Source organism: Streptomyces sp. NPDC047085, from assembly GCF_040643735.1.
Lineage (GTDB): Bacteria > Actinomycetota > Actinomycetes > Streptomycetales > Streptomycetaceae > Streptomyces.
Genome location: NZ_JBEYUW010000001.1, coordinates 727,993 through 742,730 on the forward strand (window position 1 = coordinate 727,993; position 14,738 = coordinate 742,730).

At 72.1% G+C, this 14,738-nt stretch carries 14 protein-coding genes; 7 read left to right on the plus strand and 7 right to left on the minus strand.

Annotated features, from left to right (window positions below):
• Positions 1-145: 145 nt before the first annotated feature.
• A complete protein-coding gene (map, locus tag ABZ865_RS03065; RefSeq protein WP_361222842.1) occupies positions 146-1,003 on the minus strand; it encodes a type I methionyl aminopeptidase in 858 nt (285 codons plus the stop codon).
• A 58-nt stretch (positions 1,004-1,061) separates the two neighbouring features.
• Between map and ABZ865_RS03070 the strand changes: the two genes are divergently transcribed.
• Complete coding sequence (locus ABZ865_RS03070) at positions 1,062-1,301, plus strand: hypothetical protein (RefSeq protein ID WP_361222845.1); 240 nt, start codon at positions 1,062-1,064, stop codon at positions 1,299-1,301.
• Here the strand turns inward: ABZ865_RS03070 and ABZ865_RS03075 are convergent, their stop codons facing one another.
• Positions 1,302-2,579, minus strand: a complete 1,278-nt coding sequence (locus tag ABZ865_RS03075) for an MFS transporter (protein WP_361222847.1) — start codon at positions 2,577-2,579, stop codon at positions 1,302-1,304.
• An 87-nt stretch (positions 2,580-2,666) separates the two neighbouring features.
• Positions 2,667-3,269 carry a hypothetical protein gene (locus ABZ865_RS03080; protein ID WP_361222850.1) on the minus strand — a complete coding sequence of 201 codons (603 nt, stop codon included), beginning with the start codon at positions 3,267-3,269 and terminating at the stop codon, positions 2,667-2,669.
• Between the two features lie 198 nt (positions 3,270-3,467).
• Between ABZ865_RS03080 and npdG the strand changes: the two genes are divergently transcribed.
• Positions 3,468-4,193, plus strand: a complete 726-nt coding sequence (npdG, locus tag ABZ865_RS03085; RefSeq protein ID WP_361222853.1) for an NADPH-dependent F420 reductase — start codon at positions 3,468-3,470, stop codon at positions 4,191-4,193.
• An 85-nt stretch (positions 4,194-4,278) separates the two neighbouring features.
• Positions 4,279-4,470, plus strand: a complete 192-nt coding sequence (locus tag ABZ865_RS03090; protein ID WP_361222856.1) for a hypothetical protein — start codon at positions 4,279-4,281, stop codon at positions 4,468-4,470.
• A gap of 18 nt (positions 4,471-4,488) precedes the next feature.
• Here ABZ865_RS03090 and ABZ865_RS03095 read toward each other — a convergent pair whose 3' ends face one another.
• A complete protein-coding gene (locus tag ABZ865_RS03095; protein ID WP_361222859.1) occupies positions 4,489-5,289 on the minus strand; it encodes a site-2 protease family protein in 801 nt (266 codons plus the stop codon).
• Between the two features lie 104 nt (positions 5,290-5,393).
• Between ABZ865_RS03095 and ABZ865_RS03100 the strand changes: the two genes are divergently transcribed.
• The gene (locus ABZ865_RS03100) at positions 5,394-5,861 is read left to right on the plus strand and encodes a DUF6578 domain-containing protein (protein WP_361222862.1); all 468 of its coding nucleotides are present in this window, start codon (positions 5,394-5,396) and stop codon (positions 5,859-5,861) included.
• A 26-nt stretch (positions 5,862-5,887) separates the two neighbouring features.
• Positions 5,888-9,178 (plus strand): BTAD domain-containing putative transcriptional regulator, encoded by a 3,291-nt coding sequence (locus ABZ865_RS03105; RefSeq protein WP_361224351.1) that lies wholly within the window; start codon positions 5,888-5,890, stop codon positions 9,176-9,178.
• 31 nt (positions 9,179-9,209) lie between these two features.
• Here ABZ865_RS03105 and ABZ865_RS03110 read toward each other — a convergent pair whose 3' ends face one another.
• From ABZ865_RS03110 to panB, 3 genes are all read right to left on the minus strand, one after another.
• Positions 9,210-10,037, minus strand: coding sequence for an ABC transporter permease (locus ABZ865_RS03110; RefSeq protein WP_361222865.1), 828 nt, complete (start codon positions 10,035-10,037; stop codon positions 9,210-9,212).
• Positions 10,034-11,059, minus strand: a complete 1,026-nt coding sequence (locus tag ABZ865_RS03115) for an ATP-binding cassette domain-containing protein (RefSeq protein WP_361222868.1) — start codon at positions 11,057-11,059, stop codon at positions 10,034-10,036. Before ABZ865_RS03115 ends, ABZ865_RS03110 begins: the two co-directional genes overlap by 4 nt.
• 208 nt (positions 11,060-11,267) lie before the next feature.
• Positions 11,268-12,134 (minus strand): 3-methyl-2-oxobutanoate hydroxymethyltransferase, encoded by an 867-nt coding sequence (gene panB / locus ABZ865_RS03120; protein WP_361222870.1) that lies wholly within the window; start codon positions 12,132-12,134, stop codon positions 11,268-11,270.
• 233 nt (positions 12,135-12,367) lie between these two features.
• On the opposite strand from panB, the gene ABZ865_RS03125 reads away from it, so the two are divergent.
• Positions 12,368-13,954: an MFS transporter gene (locus ABZ865_RS03125; protein ID WP_361222872.1), complete on the plus strand. Its 1,587-nt coding sequence runs from the start codon at positions 12,368-12,370 to the stop codon at positions 13,952-13,954.
• Positions 13,955-14,052: 98 nt separating this feature from the next.
• Positions 14,053-14,682: a TetR/AcrR family transcriptional regulator gene (locus ABZ865_RS03130; RefSeq protein ID WP_361222875.1), complete on the plus strand. Its 630-nt coding sequence runs from the start codon at positions 14,053-14,055 to the stop codon at positions 14,680-14,682.
• The last annotated feature ends 56 nt before the right edge of the window (positions 14,683-14,738 follow it).

The window sequence follows — 14,738 nt, forward strand, 5'->3', positions numbered from 1 at the left end:
TCGGACTCTCCCGGTTTTGCCGACCTGCTGTCGGTAAGTTTACCGACAGGCTGTCGGAAAAACACGATGGGCTGAAACGGTGGCGTGAAAGTGGCATGAAAAGGGCCCGCCCTCCGAGGAGAGCGGGCCGAAACCGGGCGCGGCGCTACGGCAGGGTCAGGATCTCCGCCCCCGCGTCGGTGACCACCAGCGTGTGTTCGAACTGGGCCGTCCGCTTGCGGTCCTTCGTGACGACGGTCCACCCGTCGTCCCACATGTCGTACTCGTGCGTGCCCAGCGTCAGCATCGGCTCGATGGTGAACGTCATCCCCGGCTGCATGACGGTCGTCGCGTGCGGGCTGTCGTAGTGCGGGATGATCAGCCCGGAGTGGAACGACGTGTTGATGCCGTGCCCGGTGAAGTCCCGCACGACCCCGTAGCCGAAGCGCTTGGCGTACGACTCGATGACCCGGCCGATGATGTTGATCTGCCGCCCCGGCTTGACCGCCTTGATCGCCCGGTTCAGGGCCTCCCGGGTGCGCTCCACCAGCAGCCGGGACTCCTCGTCCACGTCCCCGACCAGGTAGGTGGCGTTGTTGTCGCCGTGCACGCCGCCGATGTACGCCGTCACGTCCAGGTTGACGATGTCGCCGTCCCTGAGGACCGTCGAGTCCGGGATGCCGTGGCAGATGACCTCGTTGACCGAGGTGCACAGCGACTTCGGGAAGCTGCGGTAGCCGAGCGTGGACGGGTACGCCCCGTGGTCGCACATGTACTCGTGCGCGACCTTGTCCAACTCGTCGGTGGTGACGCCGGGGGCGATGATCTTCGCCGCCTCCTCCATCGCCTGTGCGGCGATGCGGCCGGCGACCCGCATCGCCTCGACGGTCTCCGGAGTCTGCACCTCCGGCCCGGTGTACGGCGCCGGCGCGGGCTTCCCGACGTACTCGGGGCGGCGGATGTTTCCGGGCACCGAACGGGTGGGAGACAGCTCCCCTGGTACGAGCAACGACTGGCCAGACATGCCAGCGAGTCTAACCAGCGGGCATGGGGGAACATGTGGTTGGCGAGAGGAGCGGTCGATGGCCCTGTTCAAGAAGCGCACGGTCGGCAAGCCGGGCGAGTGGTACTACTGCCTGGAGCACAAGAAGGTCGAAGAGGGCCCGGACTGTCCGGGCAAGGACCGCTTCGGGCCGTACGCGAGCCGGGAGGAGGCCCAGCACGCGATGGAGACCGCCCGCGAACGCAACCTCGAATGGGAGACCGACCCCCGCTGGCACGACGCCCAGCCGGGCGGGGACACGGCCGCCGACGAGGACTGATCACCCCGGCGTGGGCGTGGCGGCGGTGCGCTGTTCGCGCAGTCGTACGGCGTGTTCGTTGGTGCGGGCGTCGTACGTCATCAGCCCCGGCAGACACAGGGCCAGCAGCCCCATCGCGCCCACGCACAGCACGCCGCCCGACCACACGGACGCTCGCACCCCGGCCCACGCGGCGACCCCGCCGGAGCGGACCTGGCCCAGTTGCGGGCCCACCGAGTAGGACAGCAGCTCGATCCCGGCGAGGCGGCCGCGCAGCTCGTCGGGAATGGTCTGGTTCCACATCGCGCCCCGGAAGACCCCGCTGACCATGTCGCAGCCGCCGGCGACGGTCAGGAGCAACAGGACCAGCCACACGTTGCCGACGATCCCGGCCGCCGCGACCGACAGGCCCCACAGCGCGGCCGACAGCACGACCATGCGGCCGTGCCGGTGCACGCGTGAGGTCCAGCCACTGGTCAGGCTGACCAGCAGGGCGCCCAGGGGGAACGTCGCGTACATCAGGCCGAGCGACCAGGCGGCGTGCAGGTCGTCCGCGAGGAACGGCAGCACGGCGAGCGGCATGGCCAGGAACATCGCGGCGAGGTCGACGGCGTAGGTGCCGAGGAGTTCCTTGCGGCTCCAGGCATAGCGGGCGCCCTCCGCGACGGCCCGCAGGTCCGGCTTGGCCGCCTCGTGGGAGGCGGGGGAGGGGGCGATGCGAACGATGTACGCCAGGGACACGGCGAAGGTCAGCAGGTCGGCGGCGTAGGCCCAGCCGAGGCCCGCGTAGGCGACGACCACGCCCGCGACCGCCGGGCCGGCGACTCCGCCGACCGTCCAGCGCAGGGAGTTCAGCGAGCCGGCGGCCGGGAGGTCCTCGTGGGCGACGATCCTCGGCAGCAGGGAGTCCAGGGCGGGGCGCTGGACGGAGCCCAGGGCGGAGGAGAGCGCGGCGATCACGTAGAGCGGCCACACGGCGGGGCGGGGGAGCAGGGCGTTCAGCAGCAGGGCGGCGCTGAGCAGGCCCTGGCCGGCCTCCGTCCACATGATCAGCTGCCGCTTGTCCAGGGCGTCGGCGAGGGCGCCGCCGTAGAGTCCGCAGGCGATGAGCGGGACGAGTTCCACGGCGCCGATCGCGCCCACGGCGGCCGCCGAGTCCGTCAGGTCCTTCAGCTGGACCGGGAGGGCGACGAAGGTCAGGAAGCTGCCGAAGTTGCTGATCAGGCCCGAGAACCAGAGCCGGCGGAAGTCTGCCGACCGCTTCCACGGGGTCAGATCGGGGAGGAGGGTTGCGCGCACCGAGGCATGTTTCCGCCGGGCCGTTGGCTGGGGCAACCGCTTTTCCACGCACCGGCCGGGGCTCCGCCCCGGACCCCGCTGGGCAGCTCACCAAGGGGCGGTCGGCGGTGCTGTCAGGATTTCGGCCAGTCTTGAGAGGCGGTCGCGGAAGCCTCGGCGAGCCCTCGGAGAGACCCCGGCGCCGTTCTCGCCGGCCGCCGCGCTGACCAGGTGCTGCACGCTGTCCAGGTCCAGTTCGGCGCCGTCGGGGACGGCGAGTGTCTCGTGAGCCATGGCCGCCAGCTCGGCCCCGCCCGCGCCGAGCGTCAGGACGGTGACCCCGGCCCGGCGGGCCGCGTGGACCCGCTCCAGCAGCTCCGCCGGTTCCTCGGGGGCGACGACCAGCAGGGTCTCGCCGCGCCGGGCCTCCTCGATCCTGCCGGGGCCGACGGCCAGGTGGGCGGGGTCGGAGGGGCGCGCGTGGTGGCGTACGAGCGTGGGGGCCAGTTCGGGCGTGCCCGACCAGGCCGCCTCGTCCACCAGGTGGGCCGCCAGATGCCACGGCTCGTACGCGGGCGTGCCCACCAGGAGCAGCCCGCCCCCGTGCGCCACCACCGATCCGCGCAGCACCCCGGCGAACCTCCGCGTGGCCCCCAACCACTCGGTCCCGGCGAGCACTTCGCGCAGCAACGCGACCCGTACGGCGTCCATGCGACCGCATCCTGCCCCAACCGGTCACGTATGACGGGGGGTTCACCCCGGATTCGCTCAACTTGGGGATGAACCCCCGTCATCGGACGCGAGTTGTCACCGGCCGGCATCAGGCGGCTCCGCCCTTCCGCGTGCGGGCGGACACGGCACGGCTCACCCGGCCCTGTGCCGTGCCCCGCACGGACGTAGAGTCGGCCCATGACCTCTACCGACAGCGCACAGACCGCCGCGAAGGCGCCCGCGAAGGCCCCCGCCAAGGACCCCTGGGACCTGCCCGACGTCTCCGGGCTCGTCGTCGGCGTGCTCGGCGGCACCGGACCGCAGGGCAAGGGCCTCGCCTACCGGCTCGCCCGGGCCGGCCAGAAGGTGATCATCGGCTCGCGGGCCGCCGAGCGCGCGCAGGCCGCCGCCGACGAACTCGGCCACGGCATCGAGGGCCTCGACAACGCCGAGGCCGCGCGGCGCAGCGACATCGTGATCGTCGCCGTGCCGTGGGAGGGCCACGGCAAGACGCTGGAGTCGCTGCGCGAGGAACTCGCCGGCAAGCTCGTCGTGGACTGCGTCAACCCGCTCGGCTTCGACAAGCAGGGCGCCTACGCGCTGAAGCCGGAGGAGGGCAGCGCCGCCCAGCAGGCCGCCGCGCTGCTGCCCGACTCCCGGGTCGCCGCCGCCTTCCACCACCTGTCGGCGGTCCTCCTCCAGGACCCGGAGATCGAGGAGATCGACACCGATGTGATGGTGCTCGGGGAGGACCGGGCCGACGTGGAGATGGTGCAGGCCCTCGCCGGCCGCATCCCCGGCATGCGCGGCATCTTCGCGGGCCGCCTGCGCAACGCCCACCAGGTGGAGTCCCTGGTCGCGAACCTGATCTCGGTCAACCGCCGCTACAAGGCACACGCGGGGCTGCGCGTCACCGACGTGTGAGACCACGGGGGCCACGCGCGGTGGCCATGGGGGACACTGGTCGGCGAAGCAGTTCCGAGCAGTGTCCCCGACAGGAGCCGACCCCATGCCCCGCATCGCCCTCTACGCCCTCGTCGTCTGCGTCCTCGCCGTGGCCGCGGCGGTCGTCTCGTTCGCCCAGGGCAGCTGGCTGGGGATCGTCTGGGTGCTGCTGGCGGGCCTGGCGTCCAACATGTGCTGGTACTACGCCAGGCGCGGCCGGGCCGCCGCGGCGCGCCGCGACTCCGTCACGGGCTGAGCATGCGGACCGGCTCCGTCATGCGCTGAGCGTGCAGACCTCCGGGGTGTCGCGCCAGAAGCGGTAGAGCTCGTGCCCGCAGGCGCGGGAGAAGTCGTCGACACCCAGCCCGCGCAGGATCGCGTCGATCGCGTCGAAGAACGCGATGTTGACCGCCGGCACCCACAGCAGCGCGAACACGAACAGCAGCCCGAACGGTGCGAACGGCTCCACCTGCCGCTTCACCTGGTACGACAGCCACGGCTCGATCACCCCGTACCCGTCCAGGCCCGGCACCGGCAGGAAGTTCAGGATCGCCGCCGTCACCTGGAGCAGGGCGAGGAACGCCAGCGCGTACCGGAAGACGAGGGGGACGCCGTCCAGCGCGTGCAGCCAGAAGGGCGCCGTGCACACCGCCGCGAACAGCACGTTCGTCAGCGGGCCCGCCGCCGAGACCAGGCTGTGCCGCCAGCGGCCCCGGATGCGGCCCCGCTCGATGAAGACCGCACCGCCCGGCAGGCCGATCCCGCCCATGATCACGAACACCACCGGGAGCACGATGCTCAGCAGCGCGTGCGTGTACTTCAGCGGGTTCAGCGTGAGGTAGCCCTTCGCACCGACCGTGATGTCCCCGCTGTGCAGGGCGGTGCGCGCGTGCGCGTACTCGTGCAGACACAGCGAGACGATCCAGGCGGCCGTCACGAACAGGAACACCGCGACACCCGGCTGCGCCGCGAACCCCGTCCAGGTCGCCCATCCGGTCACCGCCGTGACGGCCGCGATCCCGAGGAACACGGGACTGATCCGGCGGTCGCCGCGGCTGGTGGTGGCGGTCGTCATGAGCGGCTCCTGTGGGCGAGTACGGTCGGAAGGCCGACCGTACCGGCCGGGACTCGCCAGGAAAACGTCTCGCGGTGGCCGTCCGGTTCCTGAAGGGTGGGGGAATGACACTGATGAGGGTGTTCTACGAGGACTGGCAGATGGGGTGCTGCGGCACGCGGTTCGGCGTGGGCCAGGAAGTCGACTGGCCGCTGGTCGCCGTCGACGGGGAGGAAGCCCGTAACGGCCAGTGGTACGGCGCCGAGGCGTGGGTGGAGAACCACGGCGACAGCAGGCACACGACCGCCGGCCGGGTCCGCGCCATCGACCTGGTGCACCAGGAATACACGGCCACGCACGTTCCCGAGCCCGTCGAGCCCGTCCCCGGGAAGGTGACGATCGTCTCGACCGGGCGAGGTCTCGAACCGGTTCCCGGGACGCGGACTCTGGAGTCCGTCGACCGCTGCCCGAAGTGGTTCGGGGAGGAGCCCGTGCCGCAGCGGGGTCCGCACCGCGTCCGCCGTACCGTCGGCGCCCTCGTCACCCTGGAGGTCCCGGACGCCACGCCGCCGCGACCCGGCGCCGCCTCCTGATCGCTCCGGTGACCGCTCCGGTGACAATGGACCCCGTGCGCTATCGCCTCCTCGGTCCCACCCAGGCACTCCGCCCCGACGGCACGCCCGTCCCGGTCGGCGGGGCGCGGCTGCGCGCGCTGCTGAGCGTGCTCGCGCTGCGGGCCGGCCGGACCGTGCCGACGGATCTGCTGGTGGACGAGGTGTGGGGCGCCGACCCGCCCGCCGACGCCACGGGCGCGCTGCAGGCGCTGGTCGGCCGGCTGCGCCGGGCGCTCGGCGCCGACGCGGTCGCCTCCGCCGACGGCGGCTACCGGCTCGCCGCCGCCCCCGACGACGTCGACCTCACCCGCTTCGACCGGCTGACCGGCGAGGGCCTGGGCGCCCTGGCCGACGGCGACCCGGCCAAGGCGGCGGCCGTCCTGGACGACGCGCTCGCCCTGTGGCACGGCCCCGCCCTCGCCGACCTGCCCGACCACACCGCCGAGGCCGCCCGCTGGGAGACCCGCCGCCTGGACGCCCTGCGCGCCCGGCACACCGCCGCCCTCGCCCTCGGCCACGCCGAGCAGTCCCTGCCCGAGCTGGCCGCCCTCTGCGACGCCCACCCGCTGGACGAGCCGCTCCAGGCGCTGCGGCTGCGCGCCCTGCGCGACGCGGGCCGCCCCGCCCAGGCGCTGGCCGCCTACGAGGACGTACGCCGGCACCTCGCGGACCGGCTCGGCTCCGACCCGGGACCCGAACTGCGCGCCCTGCACACCGAGTTGCTCACCGAGACCGAGGCCGCGGTCGAGGTCCCGCCGCGGCCGCGGACCGTGCCCGCCGCGCCAGGCGCTCCCGTCCCCGGCAACCTGCCCGCCCGGCTCACCTCCTTCGTCGGCCGCGAGTCCGACATCGCGGCCATCGGCGCCGACCTCGCGGCGGCCCGGCTGGTCACCCTGCTGGGGCCCGGCGGGGCCGGCAAGACCCGGCTCTCCCAGGAGGCCGCCGAGGCGGTACGGCACACCGCCCGGGACGGGGTGTGGCTGGCCGAGCTGGCGCCCGTGGACGACCCGGACGCCGTGCCGCAGGCCGTGCTGACGGCGATCGGCGGCCGCGAGACCGTGCTGCACGGCGCCGGCGCCGAGACCATCCGCGCGATCACCGAGGTGCACGACCCCGTCGACCGGCTCGTGGAGCACTGTCACCGCCGCCGGATGCTGCTGATCCTCGACAACTGCGAGCACGTCATCGAGGCCGCCGCCCAGCTGGCCGAGCGGCTGCTCGCGCGGTGCCCGCAGCTGACCGTGCTCGCCACCAGCCGCGAACCGCTCGGCGTGCCGGGGGAGCTGCTGCGGCCCGTGGAGCCGCTGCCCGAGCCGGTCGCGCTGCGGCTGCTCGCCGACCGGGGCACGGCCGCCCGGCCCGGCTTCCGGGTCGAGGACGACCCCGAGGCGTGCGCCGAGATCTGCCGGCGGCTCGACGGACTGCCCCTCGCGATCGAGCTGGCCGCCGCCCGGCTGCGCATGCTCACACCCCGGCAGATAGCCCACCGGCTCGACGACCGCTTCCGGCTGCTCACCAGCGGCAGCCGCACCGTGCTGCCCCGCCAGCAGACCCTGCGCGCCGTCGTGGACTGGTCCTGGGACCTGCTCGACGCGGACGAACGGGACGTCCTGTCCCGGCTGTCGCTCTTCGCGGGCGGCTGCGACCTCGCCGCCGCCGAGGCCGTGTGCGGCCCGGCCGCCCTGGACGCGCTCGGCTCCCTGGTCGACAAGTCCCTGGTGGTGGCCTCCCCGTCGGCGGACGGCGGGATGCGCTACCGGCTGCTGGAGACCGTCGCCGAATACGCCGCCGAACGGCTGGACGAGGCCGGGCGCCGGGCCGAGGCCGAGCGCGCCCATCTGACGTACTACCGCGAACTCGCCCGCACCACCGACCCGTTGCTGCGCGGCCCCGGCCAGCGCGCCGCCATCGACCGGATCCAGCTGGAGTACGAGAACCTGCGCACCGCCCTGCGGCACGCCGTCGCCCTGCGCGAGGAGCAGGAGGCGATCTGCCTGGTGCTGTCCCTGCAGTGGTTCTGGCAGATGCGCGACCAGCGTATGGAGATCCGCACCTGGTGCCGGGAGGTCATGGCGCTCGGCCCGGACCCGTTCGCCGAGCCGGCCGAGCGGGCCCGCCCGGTGTGGCGTCGCTGCACCGACACCCCGCCCCCGTACTCCGGCGACGTCCTCCTCGAGGCCCGGCGCGGCCTCCACCTCGCCCATGTCGCCTCCATGGACACCGAGCTGGATGCCTGGCAGACCCCCGAGGCCAAGGCCAAGCTGCGGGTCATCACCGAGGTCTACGAGCCGGGCATGCCGCAGACCTGCCGGCCGCCGGGCATGCTGTGGTTCTTCGCCGAGATGCTGACTCACGGCATGGGCCGGCTGCGCACGATCATCGACGCCACCGTGACGACCTGTCGGGAGACGCCCGGCTTCGAGTGGGAGCTGGCCGGCGCCCTGCAGTTGCGCGCCAACCTCCTCGCCAACCGCGCCGCCTGGGCGGGCGACGCCTCCCGCGACGCCGACGAGGCGCTGGAGATCTACCGCAGGCTCGGCGACGAGTGGGGCACCGCCGAGGCCCTGTCCGCCCGGGGCGAGGCCCACGAGCGCAAGGGCGCCTACCGCGAGGCCGCCGCCGACTACGAGGCCGCGACCGTGCACGCCGAACGCCTCGGCGCCCGCGCCCAGATGGCCGTGCTCGGCGCCCGGCTGGGCAACATCCTCATGGAAGCGGGCGAGGCGGACCGCGGCGAGAGCCTGCTGCGCGAGGTCCTCGCCGGCCAGGACCGCATCGGCAACGAGGCCATGCCCGCGGCCCGGCTCTTCCTCGCCGGCTGGCTCTCCGTGACCGACCGCATCCCCGAGGCGCGCGAGCAACTGCGGATGCTGCGCGAGGAGTTCGAGATCGCGCACTTCGTCGTGTTCGACGCCATGATTCTCAGCCAGGAGGCCTGGCTCGAGGCCCTGGACCGCCGCTCGGAGGAGGCCCTGGCCCGCGTGCGCACGGCGATGCGGCTCTCCGGCGACCCGCTGTCCGAGGCGATCACCCCGCACATGCCCTCCATCTGCCTCACCGTCGCCGCCATGGCCCTGGCCGGACTCGACGGCGGCCGCCGCGCCGCGGACGCCGCCCGCTGCATGGGGGCCGCCCAGGCCCTGCTGCCGCCCCAGCACGTCACCTCCGGCCTGGAGCGCCGCGTCCAGGACCTCACGGAGGCCCGCATCCGGGAGACCCTCGACGGGCCGGCGTACGAGGCCGCGTACGCCGAGGGCGGTGACCTCTCCCTCGCGGAGGCCACCGCCCTCGTCTGAGCCGGCCGACGCCGGCTCTTCGTACGGAACGTCAGCTCTTCGTACGGAACTTGTGGATGGCGACCGGGGCCATCACCGCGGTGAGGGCCGCCGACCAGATCAGGGTCACCCACAGGCCGTGCGCGACCGGTCCGCCGACCATCAGGCCGCGCGCGGCGTCCGCCAGGGCGGACAGCGGGTTGTAGTCGGTGAAGTTCTGCAGCCATCCCGGCATCGAGGCGGTCGGCGCGAAGATCGACGAGCCGAACTGCAGCGGCATCAGCACCAGGAAGCCCATGGCCTGCACGGACTGCGCGTTCTTCATCACCACGCCGAGGGTGAGGAACACCCACATCAGGGCCGAGCCGAACAGCGCGGACAGGCCCACCGAGGCGAGCAGCCCCGGCCAACTGGTGATGTCGAAGCCCACCAGAACGCCGACGATCACGAGCACGACCGTCGCGAACAGCATGCGCATCAGCTCCACCGCGATCTTGGCGAACAGCACGGAGCCGCGCCCGATCGGCAGGGACCGGAAACGGTCCATGACACCGGAGTTGAAGTCCTGGTTGAAGCCGGTTCCGACGCCCTGGGCCATGTTCATGCCCATCATGGCCATCAGGCCGGGCACGACGTACTGCACGTACTGGTCCTGGCCGCCGCCCAGGGACTGCCCGATGGAGCCGCCGAAGACGTACACGAACAGCAGGGTGAAGATGACCGGGAACAGGATGGCGTCGAACATCGACTCCGGGTCCTGCCGGATCCACAGCAGGTTGCGGCGGATGAGCGCCCCGGTGTGGCGCAGGTGGGCGCGCAGCGGGATGGGCGCGTCGCCCTTGGCAGCGGCTGCGGCCGGAGTGAGGGTGACGGCGCTCATACGGCGACCTCTTCCAGGGTGTCGGCGGGCGTGGCGTCCTGCGGGGCACTGGCACGGTGGCCGGTGAGGGACAGGAACACCTCGTCCAGGCTGGGCAGTTCGGTGGTGATGGAGGAGATGGTGATGCCGTGCGCGGTGACCGCGCCGACCACGGCGGTCAGCTGCTCGTCGCTGAGGATCGGCACCAGCAGCGTCCCGGTCTCGGTGTCCACGGTGGTGGTCGCGAGCCCGGTGATGCCCAGCTCGTCCAGCATCGCGGCGAGCGGCCGCAGCTGCAGCGGGTCCACCGGCCGGACCCGCAGCGTGCGCCCGCCGACCCTGGCCTTCAGCTCCTCGATGCCGCCGTTCGCGATGACCTTGCCGCGGTCCACGACGGTCAGCTCCGAGGCGAGCTGCTCGGCCTCCTCCATGTACTGGGTGGTGAGCAGCACGGTGACCCCGTCGCCGACCATGGCCTTGACCTCGTCCCACACCTCGTTGCGGGTGCGCGGGTCGAGTCCGGTGGTCGGCTCGTCCAGGAACAGCACCGCCGGGCGGCCGATCATCGAGGCGGCCAGGTCGAGGCGCCGCCGCATGCCACCGGAGTAGGTGCTCGCCGGCCGCTTGGCGGCCTCCGTCAGCGAGAACCGCTCCAGCAGCTCGTCGGCGCGGGCCCGGGCGTCCTTGCGGGACAGGTCCAGCAGTCGCCCGATCATGTACAGGTTCTCCCAGCCCGGGAGCTTCTCGTCCACCGAGGCGTACTGCCCGGTCAGGCCGATGACCCGGCGCAGCTGGCGGGGCTGCCGTACGACGTCGTACCCGGCCACGGTGGCCTGGCCGGCGTCCGGCGTGATCAGGGTGGACAGGATCCGTACGAGGGTGGTCTTGCCGGCGCCGTTCGGCCCGAGGACACCCATCACGGTGCCCTCGCGCACGTCCAGGTCGACACCGTCGAGCGCCTTGGTCTCGCCGTAGTGCTTGACCAGCCCCCGCACGGTCACGGCGGAGCGTCCGCCGACGGGGTTGTCATCGATTCGCGTCATGCCCATGAAGGTGCCAGGCCCCACCGACAAACCACCGACAGGCGACCGACACCACCGACAAATCCCCGACGACCACCGCAACCATCAATTGAGCAACCACGACGGCGAGCAACCATCTCCGCGAGAGCGGCGCCGGTTTAGGCGCAAAAAAGGGCCAGCCCGCCGACGGGGGAAGATCGGCGGGCTGCCCGGGGTGTTTCCGCAATGGCTAGTGGACGGAGTGCTCCTCCAGCGGGAACGCCCCGCCGACGACGTCCTCCGCGAACTCCTTCACCGCGTTCCCCATGACCTCACGCAGGTTCGCGTACTTCTTCACGAACTTCGGCACCCGCCCCGACGTCAGCCCGAGCATGTCGGTCCACACGAGCACCTGTGCGTCCGTCTCCGGCCCCGCGCCGATACCGACCGTGGGGATGTGCAGCACCCGTGTCACCTCGGCCGCCAGCTCCGCCGGAACCAGCTCCAGCACCACCGCGAACGCGCCCGCGTCCTGCACGGACTTCGCGTCCCGCAGCAGCTGGGCCGCCGCTTCCTCGCCCCGGCCCTGCACGCGGTACCCCATCGCGTTGACGGACTGCGGGGTCAGCCCGATGTGGGCCATGACCGGGATGCCGGACTCCACCAGCAGCCGGATCTGCTCGTGCGAGCGCTCGCCGCCCTCCAGCTTGACCGCGCCGACCCCGGCCTCCTTCACCAGCCGGGTCGCCGAGCGCAGCGCCTGCACGGGGCCCTCCTGGTACGAGCCGAACGGCAGGTCGCCGACGATGAGCGCGCGCTGCGTGCCGCGTACGACGGCCGCCGACAGCATGGTCATCTCGTCGAGGGTGACGGGCACGGTCGACTCGTACCCGAGGTGACAGTTGCCCGCCGAGTCGCCGACGAGGAGCACCGGGATCCCGGCCTCGTCGAAGACGGACGCGGTCATCGCGTCGTAGGCGGTGAGCATGGGCCACTTCTCGCCCCGCTCCTTGGCGAGGGCGATGTCGCGGACGGTGATGCGGCGGGTGCCCTTCCCTCCGTACAGCGCCTTGCTGCCGTCGGAAGGCTTGGTCTGGGCAGCCGAAAGCTGCGTCATGGCAACGGCTCCTTCAGTCATCTCGAGGCGCCCTGACGGCGTCCCCGGATCGTCTCCATGGTGGCACCTCGTGCCACCGACGGCCAGGGGGGACCCCTGTGATCCCTCTGGGACTCCTCCGGGACCCCTCAGAAGGGTCTCCGCTTGCGCTTGTGGCCCGGCTGTGTAATGCCTCGGTAAAGGTATTCAGATACGAGACGGTGCCGTATTGAAATGGTCCTACGATCGAACACATGACAAGTCCCGTCCCTGCCCCCCGGATACCGGAAGCGGTGCACCGGCGCCGCTGGGCGATCCTCGGCGTGCTGATGCTGAGCCTGCTCATCGTGGTGCTCGACAACTCGATCCTGAACGTCGCCATCAAGACGATCTCCACCCCGGCGCCCACCGGCATCGGCGCCACGCAGAGCGAGATCGAGTGGGCGATCAACGCCTACACCCTCGTCTTCGCCGGCCTGCTCTTCACCGCCGGCCTCATCGGCGACCGCCTGGGCCGCAAGAAGGTCCTGCTCGGCGGTCTCGTCGTCTTCGGCATCGGCTCGGCCCTGGCCGCCGAGTCCGGCTCCCCGGGCGAGCTGATCGCCTACCGCGCGCTGATGGCCCTCGGCGCCGCGTTCGTCATGCCGGCCACCCTCGCCGTCCTCATGAACGTCTTCGAGCGCGAGGAGCAGCCCAAGGCCATCGGCATCTGGGCGGGCGGCGTCGGCCTCGCCATCGCCATCGGCCCGATCACCGGCGGCGCGCTCCTCGACCACTTCTGGTGGGGCTCGGTCTTCCTCATCAACGTCCCGATCGTGATCCTCGCGGTCGCCCTGATGGTGTGGCTGGTGCCCGACTCCCGCGACCCGAACCCCGGCCGCCTCGACCCCGTCGGCGTCGTGCTGTCCGTGGTCGGCCTGGTCCTGCTCGTCTACGGCATCATCAAGGGCGGCGAGCTGGCCGACTTCACCGACGCCAAGGTGCTGGCGACCATCCTCGCCGGGCTCGTCGTCCTGGCCGCGTTCGTCGTCTTCGAGAAGCGCAGCGACCACCCGTCCCTGGACGTCACCTACTTCAAGAACAAGGTCTTCTCGGCCGCCATGAGCGCCATCGCGCTGGTCTTCTTCGCGCTGATGGGCGTCACGTTCTTCGGTGTCTTCTACACCCAGAGCGTGCGCGGCTACTCGCCGCTGGAGTCCGGCGTGCTGATGCTGCCGCTGGCCGCCGCACAGATGATCTTCGCGCCGCGTGCCCGGCTGCTGGTCGACCGGTTCGGCAACAAGGCCACCACCACGGCCGGCCTGGTGCTGATCGCCGCCACCCTGGCCGCGTTCGCCGGCTTCGAGGCCGACACGCCGATCTGGCTGCTCGAGGTCGTCTTCTTCCTCATGGGCACCGGCATGGCGCACATCATGACGCCGACCTCCGTCGTCATCATGCAGGCGCTGCCGCGCGAGAAGGCCGGTTCCGCCTCCGCGCTCAGCAACACCTTCCGCCAGGTCGGCGGCGCCCTCGGCATCGCCGTCCTCGGCTCGGTGCTCTCCACGTCGTACCGCAACGGCATCGAGGACAAGCTCGGCCTGCTGCCGCCCGGCCTGCGCGACACGGCCGGCGAGTCCATCGAGGCCACCCTCGGCATCGCCGACAAGCTCGGGCCGCGCGGCCAGGGCCTGGTCACCCCCGCCCACGACGCCTTCCTGCACGCCATGCACATCACCGCCCTGTGCGGAACGGGCGTCGCGCTCGTCGGCGCCGTGGTGACGGCCCTCTTCCTGCCGGGCAAGCCGCCGGCCAGTCAGGAGGAGAAGAAGGAGAAGGAGTTGGTGGCGGCGGCCGACTGAAGGACGACTGAAGGCTGATTGAAGACCGTAGGCGTCAGCACGGGGGAAGGAGGCTGCTGCGGGACAATTCCCGCAGCACACCGAGAGGACGGATTGCCGTGAGCCTTGCCGAAAGCCGGCCGCGCCCGGACGGTCCCGCCAGGGGCCGGCCCCGCAGCGAGGCCGTGGAACGCGCCATCATGGAAGGCGTGATGAAGCTCCTGGAGGACGGCGTACCCCTCGCCGAACTCTCCATCGAGCGCGTCGCGCGCACGGCCGGAGTCGGCAAGGCGACCATCTACCGCCGCTGGAGCGGCAAGGAGGAGCTGTTCGTCGACGTCATGCGCGCCGCCGAACCCCCCGACCCGGTCCTCCCCGGCACCTCCATGCGCGACGACCTCGTCGTCCTGCTGGAGTCCCTGCGCCGGCGCGGCCTCGCCAGCCGCTCGTCGGCGATCCTGCACAACGTCTACGCCCAGATGAAGAGCAGCCCCAAGGTCTGGTCGGCCTACCACACCTGCGTCATAGCGCCCCGGCGCGCCCTCGCCCTGGAGGTGCTGCGGCGCGGGCAGCGCGACGGCGAACTGCGGCCGGACGTCGACCTGGAGCTGGCCAACGACATGTTCATGGGCCCCATGCTCGTCCGCTCCGTGATGCGCCCCGACGCCGACCTGCCCGAGGGGCTGCCCGAGGAGATCGTCGACACGGTCCTCGCCGGCCTACGCCCCGTCAGCTCGACAGTCTCGTAGCCCGTATGTGCGCGTTTCGTCACAGACGCCGCCCGTCCCGGGGGTAACCGGAACCC